This window comes from Methylorubrum populi, from assembly GCA_036946625.1.
Classification (GTDB): domain Bacteria; phylum Pseudomonadota; class Alphaproteobacteria; order Rhizobiales; family Beijerinckiaceae; genus Methylobacterium; species Methylobacterium populi_C.
The window spans coordinates 909,655-926,794 of sequence record JAQIIU010000002.1 but is presented as its reverse complement, the minus strand read 5'-3'; the positions used below and the strand labels follow the sequence as shown (position 1 = coordinate 926,794).

The following is a 17,140-nucleotide window of genomic DNA, read 5'->3' as shown; positions in this document are numbered from 1 at the left end:
GATTGGATTAGACTTCCGATGATGGCGCATGAAGCTATCTCGTGAGCTTCATGCGCCAGGGCTGCTTTTCGCCGAGGTAAAGGTGTTCAGCTTCTCAGCGACGCTGCTCGGATCGGTCACGAACAAGTAAGCCCATTCCCCAAACGTACCGAGTCGATTGACTCCATCGACCCAGCGTGTCGCCGCCTTCGCTTTGGCGTCTGCGCTGTCCGTCACCTGCCCCTTCGTTTCGACGATAACGTTTAGCCCCTTGTCGGTCACGACTATGAAATCGGGAATGTAGCGGGCGGGAACGCCGCGATTGCGGTAGGGGATGAAGAAGCCCAACCGATCGTTCTTGACCCAGCGATCGACGCCGAGATGGGTGTCGATGAGGAAGCCGGCGCTCTGCTCCCACTTCTTCGTGTCGGCGACCATCGCATTGAGATGGCACCGCGTGACGGGATAGATCGGCTTGGTGGTGTGGAAGTCCACATACAGCGTACTTCCTCGCCCGGCTGCGCCTTGAGGAATCACAGCCACTTCCGCGTCAGAGGTCGAAGAGCCTTTCTTGATCGCCTCCATGAGCGCGCCCACGGCGGCCTGCATATACTCGCCGACCAAGAGGATGTCGCACGGCTGGCTGTCGCCCTTGCGATCAAGCTTCTCCGCAAGGAAGCGTTTGGCCGCGAAGGCGACCTTGGGAAACAGCACCTGCATCGGCACGGCAGCCGCCCCGTTGTCGGCCGCCCACCGGGTGCAAATTTCCTTCGCCAAGCGGAACGCAACTTGCTGCTCCCGGAACAATGCGCGCCAGTCCTTAAGGGACAGAACCGGCTTTTCTCCAGGACCATAGGCAGACAGGGTTCCGTCCGGCGTCGTGAGCGGACTCAGCTCGACGGTTTGCGGTATCCTCATTGGATCGATGGTGACTTTCGCCACCTGCTCCCAATCCACGAACACGTCGAACTGCCCGGACTGGTGATAGCCGCTGACGATCGGGAAGGTGATTTCGAACTCGGCCTTTTCCGGCACCGAGTAGATGTGATGCGGATCGGGCTGCGGCGGCGTCTCGCCGGGCGGCGAGATCTTGAACGGTATCAGCTCGAACGGAACGCCGAAGACCTTTGCGGTCTCTTCCGCGAACATCTGCGTGTCCTCGTTCAGCGCATAGCTCTTGCGCCGGAGCGCGCGGCCGACGACCTGCTCGCACAAAAGCTGCGAGCCGAACGGGCGCAGCCCGACGATATGAGTGACGGTGTTGGCGTCCCAGCCTTCCGCCAGCATGGCGACCGACACGATGCACCGCACATCGCGGCCCGGCGGAATCCGCTCGTCGATCCATTTGAGCGAACCGTCATTATCGTCGCTCGCCGCCTTGTCATTGTGCTTGCGGACAAGCTCGGCCCATTCGTCCGGCACCTTGCCGCCCGTCCATTCCGCCTTGCCGACAGTATCGAGAATGAACCGGAGGCGGCGGGTTTCGTCCTTGGTGCCGCCTTCCTCGATATCCTCCATCACCTTGGAGTCGATCCGCACCGTCACTTCCTGTCCGGGCGCATTGCGGAACCATGTCGGTGAGACACCGTAGCTGTCGTTGCCCTTGGCGAGCCAGCTATGAACCTCGCGCGCAACGGCCGTATCCCGGCATACGACGATGAACACCGGCGGCACGGGATGCCGGTGTTGCGCCTTGGCGAACTGCTCCCATTCCACGAAGCGTTGGTGCCATTCCGCCGCGAGCAGGTTGATCGGCGCGCTGGCGTAGTTCATCACGATTTCGGGCGTGATGTTGGTGCCGAACCCGTCTTCCTTGGCCTTGGCCTGAACCCAGCGCCAAATGTTGAAGTAGGCCGCTTCCTCCGCACCGCTGACATCGCGGGAAGGAAGCTGCGGAATCTTCACGAGGCCGGACTCGATGGCATCCAGCAGGCCGAAATCCGACACGATCCAAGGGAACGGCTGCCCGACCTCGTTGCCCGATCCCTGAATGTAGAAGGGCGTTGCCGATAGATCGACACAGAGATTGATGCCGCGACGGCGGCTGCCGCCGGCCAGCTTATGGATGCGATCCAACCCCTCGATCCAGATGGTCGCCTCGCGGGCGTTCTTCTTGGCGAGGTCCTTATCCTCGTCCAGTGCGCGTTCCTCGCCCTCGGCAACGTCTCCCCGCCGATAGGCGTGATGAGCTTCGTCGTTGAAAATGAGCCAATGCGGGCTTCGCCCCTTTCCGCTGCCAAGCTCGCGGCGGATTCGTTTGAACCATGCGGCGTCGGACTCGAAATACTTGGTCTCGACCGTCTCGTTGGCCTTGCCCGCGTTCTTCACCACCTCGACAGGCTCGCCGGCCTTCACGACCTTGGCGGAGTCGCCGTTGACGGTGTTGGTTTCCTTCTTCGCGAGGCGATGCCAGTTGGCGATCATCACCTCGCCGCGCCGCAACTCTTCCATGCGGTGCGGCGGCACGAGCTGGCGCGTGCGATAGAGGCTGAGGTCGCCCAAAGCCGGGTCCAGTTCCTGAAGACGCTCCCGGATGGTGACGTTCGGACAGACGATGAGGACAGTATCGGAAAAGCGCTCGTCCCTCGGCGCGGCGACGCGATTGAGGATCGACCATGATGCGAGCATCCCCATGACGGTCGTCTTGCCGGAGCCGGTCGCCATCTTGCACGCATAGCGAAGGAAGGCGCGGAGCCCGGCCGCCTTGGCTTCCAGCCCCGGCTCGTCCTTCGGAACGTCGGGAATGCCCTTGCGATAAATCTCGGCAGCCTCGACCAGAAAGATGATGGTCTCCGCCGCCTCGATCTGCGCGAAGAACAGGCGCTGCATCCGCTCATTGCTGCGCCACAGGTCGAGCAATTCTTTGGTCACCGCCGACGCGCCGTCATAAGCGACGCCGCCGGAACGCACGCCGTCTCGCCACTCCTTCACCCGCTCTCGGATGAGGTTGACGATCTCAAGCTCGACTTCCTCGCCACGCTCACTCTCGAACAGTTCGGTCTGAGCCCGCTTACGGCGCCCGGAGCCCGCGTGTTCGGGAACGCGGTAGAAATAGCTCGCCCGCCGCCGACCATCGGCCCTGACGGGCGGCTTGCCGCGTTCGATGAGCCAATGGCACTGCGGCTCGACGAAAGGCGAGTTGATGATCGGGGATTCGACCTCCGCGACCGTGACCGGCGGCTCCTGTTTCTGCGGCGCGGCCATCAGCTATCGGCTCCCGCCGTCTTGACGACCATCAGTTCGTTGCCGCGTTCGTCGATAGCCTTGACGGCGATGCGCTTCTTGTCGCCCAAGGCGAACGGCTCGCTCGACGTGCCGGCGAGATGCTCCCATACGTTGTCGGCGAACTGCCCCTTCAGAGATTTTTGCAGGTTGTCCCAAGCGCTGGTTTTCGGAAAGAAGACCTGCGAGGCGAAGAACGCCATGCCATTATAGTTGGCGTCCAACATCCAGCACGGCAGGTTTTCCGCCTTCACCTCGTCGGTTTCCATCGTGTCAGGACGGAAGATGTCGAGGCCCTTGATGACGACACGGTGAAGCGCAGTTCCGTCCTTGTCCTTGCCAGCTTCTTCCAGCCGCACGTCCGGCAGGCCGGTTATCGAGAAAATCTCGCTCGATTTGCTGGTTTTTAGCAGGTCGGACATTACCACGTCCGGGGTGACGGCAACGTAGGTGGTGGTGAGCTTCAGCTTGGCCAGCATTTCCCGCGCCTTGGCATCGATGGCGAAACCGAACAGGAAAAGAGACTGATAGCCCTGCTGCAAGGCTTCGGTATGCGCGTTGAACACATATTCGGAGCCAATAGCGCCGTCTTCTGAGCCGAATACGATGGCGATGCGCTTTTCCGTACCGTTGCGGGCGACGCCGTCCGCATGGAGATACTCACGGTCGGCGAGCGGGCTGACCGTTTCCAGTTCCAGGGTGACATTGCCGGGCAAGCGTAGCGTCTTGCTCTGACGTAACACCTCGATCATGCGATCAAGGTAGGCGCGTGGATTGCTGGCCGCCGATTGCGGAGTCGCCGGGGCATCCTCCTCCATGTTCATCGCCGCCTGAATGGTAGCTTCGACAGTGAAGGGACCGCAGACGCGGGTGATCTTGTCGTTCACCTCCGCGCGGTCGATGATCGTTTCAAGCTTCGGGTCTTCATCGTTGGCGATGGATTTGAGCGTGATGCGCGGGACAAGGCCGCCGACTTCCTCACGCTTGTTGTTCCGCTTACGCTCATAGATGAAACCGCCCGCCGGTCCCTTCGCTGGTTCCTTCAAGCGATACCAAGGGAACGTGCTGGTCAGGAGCCGCTGTCGCGCAAGTGCAATCGGCACGCGCGACGTATCGACGGTGATCCAGCGGCGGCCCCACTGTTCGGCGGTGCAGGCGGTGGTGCCGGAGCCGCAAGTGATGTCCAGCACAAGATCGCCCGGCTCGGTCGTCATGTGGATGCACCGTTCGACAACCTTGGTCGCCGTCTGAACAACATAGACCTTGGAATCCGTAAAACTTCCTGTGATCGTGTCTGTCCAAATATTCCCCGTCTGTTCGAAAGGAAAATCATCGGCAAAGCGGACGTATTGAATACTATTCTTGGCTACATGAACTCGTCCAGCCTTGGCGAGACGATCCATGCCTTCGGGATAGTTCGCCTTCCAATGCGAACTTGCGCCGGGTTTGTAGGTCCTGCCCTGATATTCAAATGGTTGGGGTTCGGACGCAGAACCTTGGGACTGCAAATCCCCCGGTTTGTAGGGGCGTGCGCCTTCGGGTATCTCCACCTCGCCGCGAGCTTCGGCGGCTGTAACGCCACGATACGATCCGTCGGGCAGCAACAGCCATCTTGCGTTGCCTCGGCCCAACTCAACGGGCTGCGGTTTGAATATCTTGTTGTAGCGGACGCTGCTTTTATCCTTGGAATACCAAAGCAGAAAGTCACCAACCGTTGGCAACGTGGACGATTCAAAACCCGAAGTCGTCTGAAAACTGATTTGCGAGACAAAGCCGCCGGGAAACACCTCGTCCAAAATTTCCCGGACGTGATGCACGTTGTCATCGGAAATTTGAACGAAGATGGAGCCGGATGGGGTCAGTAGCTCGCGTGCCAGCATTAATCGGTCACGCAGATAGGTTAGGTATGAGTGAAGCCCTAACTCCCATGTATCCCGATAGGCTTTCACCATTTCTGGTTCGCGAATCATTTCATCGTCGGAGCCGTGATTGACGCGGCTCTTGCGGACGAACGGCTGGAAGTTCGATCCATATTTCACGCCGTAGGGCGGATCGAAATAGAGCATCTGAACCTGACCGCCCATGCCCTCGTATTCGAGCAGGGAGTTCATCACCTGCAACGAATCCCCAAGGACGAGCCTGTTCGTCCACGGCCCCTTGTGCTCGTAGGCATCCAGTTTGTCGGCAACGTCGAGGTCGATGTCGCCGAATAGGTCGAGGTTCGTCCCAGTAGCCTTGTGCGACTTCAGGGTGTCGAGGATGGCCTGTGTCGAATGGCGCTCGTGAACGAACAGCGGCAGCGTCGGCACCGTGACCTGCTGGCGCTCGGCCTTCCCGGCCCAGTTCAGGAAGGGCTTGGTCAGGCTGCGGAGGCGCGCCGCGCACTGCGACAGCGACGTGAAGCGTTCATCCGTTCCCTGCCACACCTGCGGCTGGGCGAACACGGCGGCCTCGCCCTTGTCGGCGGCGTCGGCGATCAGGGTCAGCAGCCATTCGGCAAAGGCGCGCTCACCATTCTCGTCCCACGCCAGTTCCGGCGCGAGGCTGGAATCGTACCGATATGTCTTCGGAGCCTTCTTGTTCGAGAACTGCGCCTCGACGCCGACATCCGGGCGCTGAACAGCCTCCGTCTCGTGCTTATAAACAGATGCCGATCCCGCGCCTTCAGCCGCCATGCAATCCCCCAAGCGTTTCGATTCATTCTCCTGTCGGTAGCGTAGCGCCCACAGCGCGGCTTAGGTAGCCGGAGATTGTCGGCGGAATGCGAGGCAGGGCGTCGCGGCGATATCGAACGTCGAGGTTCGGCCTATCGCCGCCTGTCGGGAAAGGGAATCACCTCCCCAACGGCTGAGGCATCGCGGGGCGAGACTTCGGCGCGCGATTTGAGCGAGACGACTTCCGCAGGCTCCCGCTCGAACCAGCCGCTTGGCAGTCCACACAGGCTCTCGACGTCGGCCGCTGAAATCGTGAACTCCGTCGCCAGAAGGTCGGCTTTACCGCGCACACCGTTCTCGACGATCAGGTTGAGGCTGTCCCGCAGCGCCTTCGGCGCCACGATCGGCCAATGCTGATCCAGCGGCTCGCCCTTCGACCAGCCTTTGGCGGAGTAAAGCTTGTAGAGTTGCCGGGCATATTCCTCAGGTATGATGTCCAAGTCACCGAGGCGCTTGATCTGAGCCTTGATTGAGACGCGCCACCGCTCCTTGAGGCTGGTGAACATCGCCAGCGAAGGATATTTCACCTCGTACGGATAGGTCGTGGACGGCATGAGAAGCGCGCTCGCCAAACGAAACGCCTGCCGTTCGATCATGCGCAGATTATCCTGGAACTCCTCCTCCGGCACCTGCTGGTGCAGCACGGCGTGCGCGAGTTCGTGCGCCGCGTCCATCTGGCGGCGCGGAAAGGACATCTTGTCGGTCGCCAGAAGCACATGCGGCCGCCCATCGACCGGAGACCAACTGCAAAGTCCGTCGAGCTTGGTCGTGCCCATCGGGATCGTCGCCACCACGATGCCGATCCGCTCCATCAGCGCCACGACATCGCCACATGGGCCTTCGCCCATGTTCCAATGTCGACGCAGCCGTAACGCGATATCCTCGATGTCTTCATCCCGGAGTTCGCCATAGGTCGCGCCATCCAGAACGTCGGGAATATCGATCTCGGGCAGATCGACATAATGCCCCAGCACGAAGCTGACTTCCTGAAGCCAGTGCATCTGCGCCTTCTGGTAGGCTAGATCGCGAACGAGCGTGCTGGCCAACGAGCGCAGAAAGGTCGGACGTTCGCTATGATATGGGGGGCGAAGGAAAAACTCCGGTCGAACGCCCAACTCACCGGCAAGCCGGACGAGCGTGGAATAATCGGGGCTTTGCCCGGCCTCCTGATCCTCCCACCGCGACACCGAGGTAGGGCTCACCCCGAGGCGCTTGGCGAGCGCAGATTTCGTCGCAATCCGACGCGCGTCACGAGCTTCGCTCAAGCGGGCGGGTATGAACCCCGGTGTGCCAATACGCATGTTTCGAATCCCATCGGCTCCGTACCCCAAGGATACGGAACAACCACACCTTGTCTGAAACCGAGTTCCGGTTAGCCGGCGGTTCCGTCTTCGGTATCGCTGTCGGGCTGCGTCTCGGGCGCGAGGAACGGCTTGCGGGTTTGACGCAGCTTCACGACCTTGGCGCTGCCATCCGGGCCGGCGGGTCCATCAGGAACAACCGGATCGGAGGCGTAACCGCCGAGAAACTTCTCCAGAGACTCGTAGAAGATGAAGTCCTTATAATCCGACCCGATCACGCCGATGGCGATCTCCTCTATCATTCCTGCGCGCTCACGATCCCTGGCGGTCAAGAACAGCGCGAAGATGTCGGTCGGACGGGGGCTTTTCTCGTCGATGAGAAGGCTGGGCTGGAGATGAACGTTAAGCGTCACCCCGGCTGCTCGCGACATGTTCTTGGCGGGGATCTTCCGCTGCTCCGGCATGGCGGCGAAACCAAGGATCACGCCCAGTTCGGAACCGGCGAAACGCGCAAAGGGCTGGAACACCTTCAGGTCGGTGCCGAGCATCACGCCATCGACAAGTAGGTGCCCGCCATGAAGCTGAACGACCTCTTCGTAGCCTTCCTCCTGAAGGCGAAACCGAATCTGGCCTTCCGCTTCCCGGCTGCGCTTCGGGTTAAGCGAGAACTCTTTGCGCACCACCTCGTGCGCCTTGAGCGCTTCTGCCCGCAGCCTGTCTTCCAAATCCAGCAGGAGGTGTTTGGGAAGGGCATCGAGTATGGCGCGGCGGATGTCGATCATCGGATACCCCTTATCGCTTTGAAGGATTTTGTACCGCATATTTCGCGTTTTGCAACATGGAAAGCGAATGGCCTTGCGTTGGGCAGTAGGGAGGTAGGCGTGGCTCTCATCGCTTGAATATGTCGAATGGGCAGAGTGTCACGACACGAACACGCGGACGACCCAGTTATGTGGTGGCTATGATGGCGGGCGGCGCTGCGATGCTGGGTCTTCGCGCCGCCCGCCATCCGTTATGCCTGATCCTGCGACGTGCCCGGCACGACGGCTATCGTTCCGTTTTCACGTTCCGCTGTGAATGCCTGCCTGCCTTTCTCGGCCCAGAGTTCCCGCGCCCGTTTGCCCTCCTCGCTTTTCAATTTGTCGGCCATCCAGAGCAACGCGCCGTAGATCATGGCGCGGTCGTCGCCGGTGAGATCGACGACGCCGGATTTGACGACGAGCCCGCCGAGTTCGATGAGGTGCCGCGTGCGCTTGCGGCGTTCGACCTGCCAGCTTCGCATGTCAGTTCGCGCCCGTGTCGCCTGATGGCGGTTGCGTGCTGCCTGGTTGCGTCTGAGCGCGGCTGTCGTCGCGGTCATTCGCTGGTGCAGATCGCCGCGATTTGCTGCGAAAGAACGCCGCCCCGCGTGTCGCCCACGCCTCCCTCTTCCCGGCATCGTTCGTCTCTGCCAGCGCGATCAGCGCGCCGGCCAGTTCATCAGGGGTGAGCGTGTCGGCACCGGAGGCGATCACCAGTTCGCCGAGTTGCTGAACCTTGCGCGTCTTCAAGTCACGCGCTTTGTCTTCGAGCGCCTTCAGTTCGGCGTCATAGTACCGTGGCTTGCGCATCATGTCCTCTGTCAGTGTCGGTGACGGCAGGATATTTGAGAGACGCGCGGAATGCTGTAATGTTGCCGGGACAGCGTGGCGCGGCGCAGGCAGTCCCGAGAAATTCATTTCGAGGGCGCGCTTATACGTCGTTCCGACGTGCGCTTGGGTGTGCGAATGCTTGGATCGCGATGACGATCTATCATCTTCACGTCAAGGTCATCGGCCGCAAGGCCGGGTCGAGCGCGGTGGCCTCCGCCGCCTACCGCTCGGCCTCGCGGCTGCGCGACGAGCGGATCGAGCGCAGCCACGACTTTTCCAGCAAGCGCGGCGTCGTCCATTCCGAGGTGCTGCTGCCCGAAGGCGCGCCCGAGCATCTCGGCGACCGCGAGCGTCTATGGAACGAGGTCGAGGCGTGTGAGGTGAGGAAGGACGCCCAGCTCGCCCGCGAGGTCGAGTTCGCCCTGCCGCGCGAGATGGTGCAGGCCTAGGGCATCGAACTCGCCCGCGACTTCGTGCAGGCCGAGTTCGTCGAACAGGGGATGGTCGCCGACCTCAACGTGCATCGGGACACCGGCGAAGACGGGATGCCGAAGCCCCACGCCCATGTCATGCTGACCATGCGCAGCGTGGACGAGGACGGCTTCGGCCCGAAGGTGCGCGACTGGAACCGCACGGAGATGGTGGAGCGGTGGCGCGAACGCTGGGCCGAGTTCGCCAACGAGCGGCTGGCGGAACTCGACATCGACGCGCGCATTGATCACCGCAGCCTTGAGGCGCAGGGCATAGCGCTGGAGCCGCAAACGCAGATTGGCGCCCCCGCGCAACGCATCGAGACTCGTGGTGTCGAAGGCGACGGGATCGAGGCCGCCGATCGCGCCGAACTGCACCGCGAGATCGCGCGCGGCAACGGCGCGCGTATCATCGCCGATCCGTCGCATGCACTGGACGCGATCACGCATGCGCAATCGACCTTCACGCAGCGCGACATGGCGATGTTCGCTCACCGGCACAGCGACGGCATCGACCAGTTCAACGAGGTGATGGGCGCGATGCGCGCCGCGCCGGATCTCATCGAGCTCGGCAAGGACGGGCGCGGGCAGGAGCGCTTCACGACCCGCGCGATGATCGAGGCCGAACAGCATCTGCATCGTGCCGCCGGACTGATGGTCGAGCGGGAGCGCCACGCCGTGAACGACGCCGACAGAGAGGCCGCACTGGCGCGCGCCGAACAGCGTAGCCTTGTCCTGTCCGGCGAGCAGGCTGACGCGCTGGCGCATGTCACGGAGGGGCGCGGCCTCGGTGTCGTCGTCGGCTACGCCGGGACGGGAAAGAGCGCCATGTTGGGCGTCGCGCGCGAGGCATGGGAAGCGGCGGGCTACGAGGTGCGGGGCGTCGCCTTGTCCGGCATCGCGGCCGAGAATCTCGAAGGCGGATCGGGCATTGCGTCGCGCACCATCGCCAGCCTGGAACACGGCTGGAAGAACGGTCGCGAGCTTCTGACTTCCCGCGACGTGCTGGTCGTCGACGAGGCCGGGATGGTCGGCACGCGGCAGATGGAGCGGGTACTGTCCCATGCCGCCGAGGCCGGCGCGAAGGTCGTGCTGGTCGGCGATCCGCAGCAGCTCCAATCCATCGAGGCGGGCGCGGCCTTCCGTTCCATCCACGAACGCCACGGCGGCGTCGAAATCAGCGCGGTTCGCCGCCAGCGTGAGGACTGGCAGCGCGACGCCACACGCGATCTGGCGACCGGCAGGACCGGGAATGCGATCCACGCCTATGAGCGCAGCGGTATGGTGCATTCCGCCGAAACACGCGAACAGGCGCGCGGCGATCTGATCGACCGTTGGGACCGAGACCGGCAGGCCGCGCCCGACAGCAGCCGCATCATCCTCACTCACACCAATGCCGAGGTGCGCGAACTCAACGAGGCTGCCTGCGAGCGGATGCGGGAGGCTGGCGATCTGGGCGAGGATGTGCGCGTCACCGTCGATCGCGGCGAGCGCAGTTTCGCCGCCGGAGATCGAGTCATGTTCCTGCAAAACGAGCGCGGTCTTGGCGTGAAGAACGGCACGCTCGGCACCATCGTGGAAGTCAGCACACAGAGCATGACCGTGCGTACCGATGACGGGCGCGGTATCTCGTTCGACCTCAAGGACTACGACCGTATCGATCACGGCTATGCCGCGACCATCCACAAGGCGCAGGGCATGACGGTGGACCGCACGCATGTTCTGGCAACGCCGGGCATGGACGCCCACGGCAGCTATGTCGCGCTGTCGCGTCATCGCGACGGCATGGACCTGCATTACGGCCACAACGACTTCGCAAGCCAGCAGAAACTCGTCAATGTCCTCTCACGCGACCGCGCCAAGGACATGGCGTCGGACTACGAGCGCGCTGACCCAGCGGAGGTCTATGCCGAGCGGCGCGGCATCACCTTCCGCGAGCGCGTCGTCGAGGTTGTCAGGAAGATCGTGCCGGAACAGGTGCGCGAGCGGATCGGCAGCATGTTCGATGGACTCAATCTTCCGGCGGCGTCCATCGACAAGGCCGCGTCTGGCGCTGGCGAGGTGGAGCCGCAAAGGGAGAGGACGCTTGCCGCAGCCCCCGAGGCGGCATTGCGCAAGACCCGCACCGATGCACTCGTCCGCCATGCCCGCGCCTCCGATGCGATCATCGCGGCAAAGCGTCTGGGTCTTGCGCCCTCCGTCGAGCAGCGGCGCGAACTCGGCGCGGCGCGCGCGGCGTTCGACGCCGTGCGCCCGCAGGGCTGGCAGGATGCGGAAGCCGCCTATTCCAAGGACAACAGCCTCGCCCATGAAGCGGGAACCGGCAGGATCGGGCGCACGATCCGCGCCCTGCAACTCGAAACGGAAATCCGCACCGGGCGGGATGCGGATGCGGGTATCAGCCCGAGCGGTCGCGCCGACCGTTTCGTGGAGCGCTGGCAGAAGCTCGGCCAGACCAGCCAGCGTCAGTATGAGGACGGCGACACTTCCGGCTACAAATCCACGCGGCGCGCGATGGGCGACATGGCGAACGGCCTGAAACGCGATCCGCAGCTTGAGTCCCTCCTTGCGAACCGCAAGCGCGAACTCGGCGTCGCCTTCGAATCAGGCCGTCGTCTCGGCGACGAGATCGCCTTCCACGCCGGCATCGACATGGGGAGAGGACGGGGCTTGGGCCTCTGAACAAACCGATAGCTGACTGATTTACCCGTCGCGGTGCCGTGTTTCGCCGACGTCAGACCTTGTAGCTTTATATTCTTACCGGAGTTCCTCAAGGCAAAAGTTCCAGTTCTCTGCCCAAGACGTTGGTGTTCGATGAAACTCGATAATTTCGAAGAATGGTTTGCGATTCGCGCAAACCATAGCGATGACGATCACTGGCCCGGCCGGCTCAGCTTCGATCTTGAGAACGGCATCTATCTCACGACGGCGCGCTTCGCCGGCGATGCAGATAGCTTTGGCGATCCGACGTTTCACGCTCGGACGATGACGGGTTGGTTGGACTACCAGCGGCCTACCACGCTGATCCATCCCTGGATTCAGACGGTCGGCGGGTTCACCGCGAGCGTAGATGCGCCCGCGATGCGCGCGTCCTATCGCTTCGTCGTCAATGCGGTGCTGAAGAACGTCTTCCTTGAAGACATCGATGAGCGAATGTTCACCGGTCTCGTCGTCGAGCATCCTGCGATCAACGCCTGGATCAATCCGCGTCTCGTCGATCACGACTGGTCGCGGTCCGAAAATGCCGGCTTGCCGTCCTTGTCCGTCGCTGTCGAACCGCCGAGACAACGCACGTTTCGCTTGCAAGACGGAACCGAAGCCGTCGTGACGAGCGCGACCCGCGCCCCGCAGGGCGAAGCAATGACGCTGCACGAATATACCGTTTTGCGCCTGCGCTTTCCCGAGCCGGTCGATTACGAGGCAATCACCCGTCTGACGTGGCGGATTTCCGTTCTGTTCGAGTTCATGATCGGTGCCCGAACAGAGGCCCCTGTCTACCAGTTACCGACGACGCGGACGCGCATGTGGAACGATGAACCGCGCGAGGTCGTCGCGGAGTTCTGGTATCTTCCTGCTCGCAAAGGAAGGAACAAATCTGTTTCGCCACGCGCATCCCAGCGGTTGACCGTCGAAGGCCGCTCGGCGATCTCGCTGGAGGCACTGCTTAACCGGGTTGTCGGCGGCAGCGACGAACTCATCTACTTGGCGAACGTCATTCAAAGCGTCGAGGATCAGGAGCTTTCACTGACCCAAGGCTATGGTGAGCTGATCGGTTGCCTGGAAGACTTCGACGGCCGTCAGTTCGGCAGCGGAGCCGACCCGGATTTCCGCGACAGCATGCAGAGCCTCGCACGGGTCGTTCAGCAACATGGCTCAGAGGCGGATCGTGCGCTGTTCGAGCGGTTGCGTGGCGGCGCGCGCAATAGCTACTCGTTGCTGAAACGTCTTGAACGCCTCCATCAGTTTTGGAGCGATGACGATTTCCGTGGCAATCCGAATTTGCGACGTATTCGCGACATTCGAAACCTGTTGCCGCATGGTCAGGGTCTGCAACTTTCCAGCAATGTCGCTCACGAGATGGTGACGTATTTGAGCTATCTCACCGCCTTGGGGCGATATCACGTTCTGCGCGCACTGGGATGCACGGGTGACGAAATCGCGGCAGCATTCTCATGGCAAGCCCATCGCTACGGCATGTTCGTTCCCGAGCGCACATTTCGGGCCGGGCCGTAGGTCAGTCGCCGCATAGGTCGATTACGTCATCGCTGACGATCAGAGCCAGTAGAATTCTTCGGCGCATCCGCGAGACACGCCATAAATCCAAGCCGGTGCCACTGCGAATCTCTGGTCGCCTCGAAAGTTCTGCGAGCAGGGCGCGGGCCTCTTTATTGCTGGCGTTTATGCTCGAACCATCCCTTTCGCCGCCGTCTCTTCGCTATAGCCCTATGGGCATCAAATACCTCTTGCAGAACGGCAAGCCTGCTCTCTGACTGCCTCTGATCTTCTCGGAAACAGCCAGCAGGAGGCAGCAGAGCTATGCGCGAACCAGACGTATCGTCCGAATGGACACCGTCAGATCGCTGACCGGACTGTCCCGATCCACCATCTACCGGAAGATCAGGGAAGGCACGTTCCCCGCCCAGCTCAAGATCACGATCGCCGGTGCGGGCTGGCACGCATCCGAGATCGCCCGCTGGGTCGCAAACCCTGCCGCATGGCGGCCCTCCAACGACAATGACGATCCCGGCAGGAAGGCTCGCATCCGTGACGCCGGCTAACCCGCCCGGTGAGGAAAAGTCTCTCGTCGCGGCCAACGACAACGGTGACGCAGGCAGTCCCGGCCCTGAGACGCTCCGCAGGGTCGATGATGTCGTCCTCATGGTCGCCCGGCTGATCGGCAGGCGCATGGCGCGCGAGGACTTCGCCGCACGCATCGCGGCCGCCAACGCCAACGCGCCGCGCTCTGGCAACCCGTTGGATGACAGCGACAAAATGTCTTGACAATGTCAGCCATCTTACTAGAGTGCGTTCAGGAGGCTCCATCATGGCCACGCGCACCAACCGCACCGAAAAGCTCGACCTTCGCATCACGCCAGAGGCCAAGCACACCCTCGTCGCCGCCGCACAGGCGCAGCGCCGATCATTGAGCGAGTTCGTGCTGGAAAGCGCCCTCGGGCGCGCCGAGGAAGCCCTTGCCGACCGCCGCGTCTTCCAGCTTCCTCCGGATCGGTGGGGCGCCTTCGCCGCAGCCCTCGACGCGCCGCCGCGCGACCTGCCGCGCCTGCGCAAGCTCTTGAGCGAGCCGAGCGTCTTTTCGGACGATGCGCGCCGGTGACGGGCTTGCGGATCGAGAAGCTGCATCGCCGTCACGCCGTCGAGACGTTCGATTGCGGTGAGGACGCGCTGAACCACTTCCTCGTCCGCTTCGCCCTGCCCAGCCAGATGGCGAACGCCTCGCAGACCTATGTCGGCGTCGCGGATGACGACGCCGTCGTGGGGTTCTACACGCTCGTCGTCGGCGAGGTCCGTCACGAGGATGCGCCCGAGCGGCTGGCCAAGGGACTGGCGCGCCATCCCGTCCCGGTCATGCTGCTGGCTCGGCTCGCGGTCGCCGAGACCTGGCAGGGCAAGCGGATCGGCGCAGGCCTGTTGCGCGACGCCGTCCTGCGCACGCTTCAAGCGGCCGACATCGCCGGCATCCGCGCTCTCGTCGTCCATGCCAAGAACGAAGCGGCGCGGTCCTTCTACGAGCGGTTCGACTTCCAGCCGTCGCCGTCCGACCCGCTCCACCTGTTCGCGCTCATCAAGGACTTGAAGACCCTCTAGCACCGGAAGGACGCCACCATGCCCCGCGTTGCCCTTTACGCCCGTTATTCCTCCGAGAACCAGCGTGACGCCTCGATCGAGGACCAGTTGCGCCAGTGCCGCGAGCGGGCGGCGCGCGAGGGCTGGACCGTGGTGGAGACCTATTCCGACCGGGCGGTCTCCGGGGCGTCGATGGTCCGGGCGGGCATTCAAGCGCTGCTCGCCGACGCGCAGGCGGGCCGCTTCGATATCGTGTTGTCGGAGGCGCTGGACCGGATCAGCCGCGATCAGGAGGACGTGGCCGCCGTGTTCAAGCGCCTGCGCTTCGCAGGTGTCTCCATCGTCACCCTGTCCGAAGGCGAGATCAACGAGCTTCACGTCGGTCTCAAGGGCACCATGAACGCTTTGTTCCTGAAAGACCTCGCCATGAAGGTGCATCGCGGCCAGCGCGGGCGGGTGGAGGCGGGCAAGAGCGGCAGCGGCCGGGCCGCCTACGGCTATCGCGTGATCCACCAGCTCGACGCCAGCGGCGAGCCGATCCGGGGCGAGCGCGCCATCGTCGAGGAAGAAACCGAGATCGTACGGCGCATCTTCCGCGACTACGCCGGCGGCCGAAGCCCGAAGGAGATCGCCTTCCAGTTGAACCGCGAGGGCGTTCCCGGACTTCGGAACCGCCCGTGGATCGACGCCACCATTCGCGGCAACGCCGCCGCCGGCACCGGCATCCTCAACAACGAACTCTATGCCGGGGTGCTGGTCTGGAACCGGCAGCGCTTCGTCAAGAACCCGGAGACCGGAACGCGCGTCTCCCGCGTCAATCCGGAAAGCGCATGGATCAGGACGCAAGCGCCGCACCTGCGGATCGTGGACGATGCGCTGTGGCAGGCGGTGCGGGAACGCCAGCGCGGCATCTCCGCCCTCTACGTCCCGCACGCCGCCGCCAGCCGCGAGGAACGCGCCAAAAGGCTGCATCTCACCAACCGTCCCGTCACGCTTCTGTCCGGCCTGCTCACCTGCGGCTGCTGCGGCGGGAGGATCAGCATGGTGATGACCGGCCGCTACGCCTGCCGCAATCACCTGCGCAAGGGCGTCTGCGACAACGGCCGCACCATCCGGCGCGACGACATCGAGGCGCGCGTGCTGGCGGGCCTGAAGGAGAAGCTGGTGTCGTCCGAGGCGGTCGCGGCAGCCGTGCGCGCCTATGCGGAGGAAACGAACCGGATGAACCGTGACAGGCGGGCGCAGGCGGAAGCCGATCACAAGGCGCTCGCCAAGATCGACAAGGCGATTGCCGGCATCATGGCGGCGATCGAGGATGGACTGTATCAGCCGTCGATGAAGGCGCGCATGGACGAACTCGAACGCGACAAGGCGGAGATCGCCGCCCGCAGGGTGCAGGCCCCGTCAGACGTTCCCGACGTGCATCCCAATGTCGCCGACCTCTATCGCCGGAACGTGGAGCGGTTCACCGAGGTGCTGAACGACCGGGATGGCGGCCGGGAGGCGGCCGAGGCGCTGCGCTCGCTCATCGGCGAGATCGTGCTGACGCCCGGCCCGAAGCGCGGCGAGGTCCATGCCGAGCTGCGCGGCGAACTCATGGGCATCCTCGCCTTCGCCACCACGAAGGAGGCCAAGCGCCCCAGCAAAGTTATGCCGCCAGTGGCATCTTGTGCGTGATGGAGACCAGCTTGACGCCGTTCTTGGCGAGCTTCCTGACGTTGAACTCCAGCTCGAAGTGATCGCGGAAGAAGCGGCTGAACGAATGGACCACAACCACATCGAAGGGCGCGGGCTTGGACGTGCCGGCCTCGATCATCCGTTGAAACTCGGGGCGGCGGTCATTGGTGGCGGACGCGTCGGCTTCCACGAAGGTTTCGACAAGCTGATAGCCGCGCGACGCGCAATAGGCTTCGCCCTGCTTGCGCTGGTCGGGGATCGAGACGTCATGCTCGGCCTGCCGCGTCGTGGAGACGCGCAGGTAGAGCGCGGCGCGCAGCGCGACATGGGGACTTTGCATA

12 protein-coding genes and 2 pseudogenes are annotated in these 17,140 nt (G+C 63.1%); 7 read left to right on the top strand and 7 right to left on the bottom strand.

The window, feature by feature from the left end:
* Positions 1–48: 48 nt before the first annotated feature.
* From PGN25_06375 to PGN25_06350, 6 genes are all read right to left on the bottom strand, one after another.
* Positions 49–3,183: a DEAD/DEAH box helicase family protein gene (locus PGN25_06375; protein MEH3117226.1), complete on the bottom strand. Its 3,135-nt coding sequence runs from the start codon at positions 3,181–3,183 to the stop codon at positions 49–51.
* Positions 3,183–5,876, bottom strand: a complete 2,694-nt coding sequence (locus PGN25_06370; protein ID MEH3117225.1) for a DNA methyltransferase — start codon at positions 5,874–5,876, stop codon at positions 3,183–3,185. The genes PGN25_06375 and PGN25_06370 overlap by 1 nt, the downstream gene beginning before the upstream one ends.
* Before the next feature lie 131 nt (positions 5,877–6,007).
* Complete coding sequence (locus PGN25_06365) at positions 6,008–7,216, bottom strand: XRE family transcriptional regulator (GenBank protein ID MEH3117224.1); 1,209 nt, start codon at positions 7,214–7,216, stop codon at positions 6,008–6,010.
* Positions 7,217–7,287: 71 nt separating this feature from the next.
* Positions 7,288–7,998 carry a hypothetical protein gene (locus PGN25_06360; GenBank protein MEH3117223.1) on the bottom strand — a complete coding sequence of 237 codons (711 nt, stop codon included), beginning with the start codon at positions 7,996–7,998 and terminating at the stop codon, positions 7,288–7,290.
* A gap of 230 nt (positions 7,999–8,228) precedes the next feature.
* The gene (locus tag PGN25_06355; protein MEH3117222.1) at positions 8,229–8,498 is read right to left on the bottom strand and encodes a conjugal transfer protein TraD; all 270 of its coding nucleotides are present in this window, start codon (positions 8,496–8,498) and stop codon (positions 8,229–8,231) included.
* A gap of 1 nt (position 8,499) precedes the next feature.
* The gene (locus PGN25_06350) at positions 8,500–8,826 is read right to left on the bottom strand and encodes a conjugal transfer protein TraD (protein ID MEH3117221.1); all 327 of its coding nucleotides are present in this window, start codon (positions 8,824–8,826) and stop codon (positions 8,500–8,502) included.
* A 170-nt stretch (positions 8,827–8,996) separates the two neighbouring features.
* Between PGN25_06350 and traA the strand changes: the two are divergent.
* The 7 genes and pseudogenes from traA to PGN25_06315 all read left to right on the top strand — a co-directional run bounded on the left by traA (position 8,997) and on the right by PGN25_06315 (position 16,799).
* Positions 8,997–11,999, top strand: a pseudogene (traA, locus tag PGN25_06345) (Ti-type conjugative transfer relaxase TraA).
* A gap of 132 nt (positions 12,000–12,131) precedes the next feature.
* On the top strand, positions 12,132–13,550 hold the full coding sequence (locus PGN25_06340; GenBank protein MEH3117220.1) for a hypothetical protein: 1,419 nt from the start codon (positions 12,132–12,134) through the stop codon (positions 13,548–13,550).
* Between the two features lie 266 nt (positions 13,551–13,816).
* Positions 13,817–14,095 (top strand): AlpA family phage regulatory protein, encoded by a 279-nt coding sequence (locus PGN25_06335; GenBank protein ID MEH3117219.1) that lies wholly within the window; start codon positions 13,817–13,819, stop codon positions 14,093–14,095.
* The gene (locus tag PGN25_06330) at positions 14,082–14,318 is read left to right on the top strand and encodes a hypothetical protein (GenBank protein ID MEH3117218.1); all 237 of its coding nucleotides are present in this window, start codon (positions 14,082–14,084) and stop codon (positions 14,316–14,318) included. The genes PGN25_06335 and PGN25_06330 overlap by 14 nt, the downstream gene beginning before the upstream one ends.
* Positions 14,319–14,361: 43 nt before the next feature.
* Positions 14,362–14,652 (top strand): DUF1778 domain-containing protein, encoded by a 291-nt coding sequence (locus PGN25_06325; protein MEH3117217.1) that lies wholly within the window; start codon positions 14,362–14,364, stop codon positions 14,650–14,652.
* On the top strand, positions 14,649–15,143 hold the full coding sequence (locus PGN25_06320) for a GNAT family N-acetyltransferase (GenBank protein ID MEH3117216.1): 495 nt from the start codon (positions 14,649–14,651) through the stop codon (positions 15,141–15,143). Before PGN25_06325 ends, PGN25_06320 begins: the two co-directional genes overlap by 4 nt.
* Positions 15,144–15,161: 18 nt before the next feature.
* A complete protein-coding gene (locus PGN25_06315; protein MEH3117215.1) occupies positions 15,162–16,799 on the top strand; it encodes a recombinase family protein in 1,638 nt (545 codons plus the stop codon).
* Here the strand turns inward: PGN25_06315 and PGN25_06310 are convergent.
* Positions 16,786–17,139 (bottom strand): annotated as a pseudogene (locus tag PGN25_06310) (recombinase family protein). The gene PGN25_06315 and the pseudogene PGN25_06310 overlap by 14 nt on opposite strands.
* Between the last annotated feature and the right edge of the window lies 1 nt (position 17,140).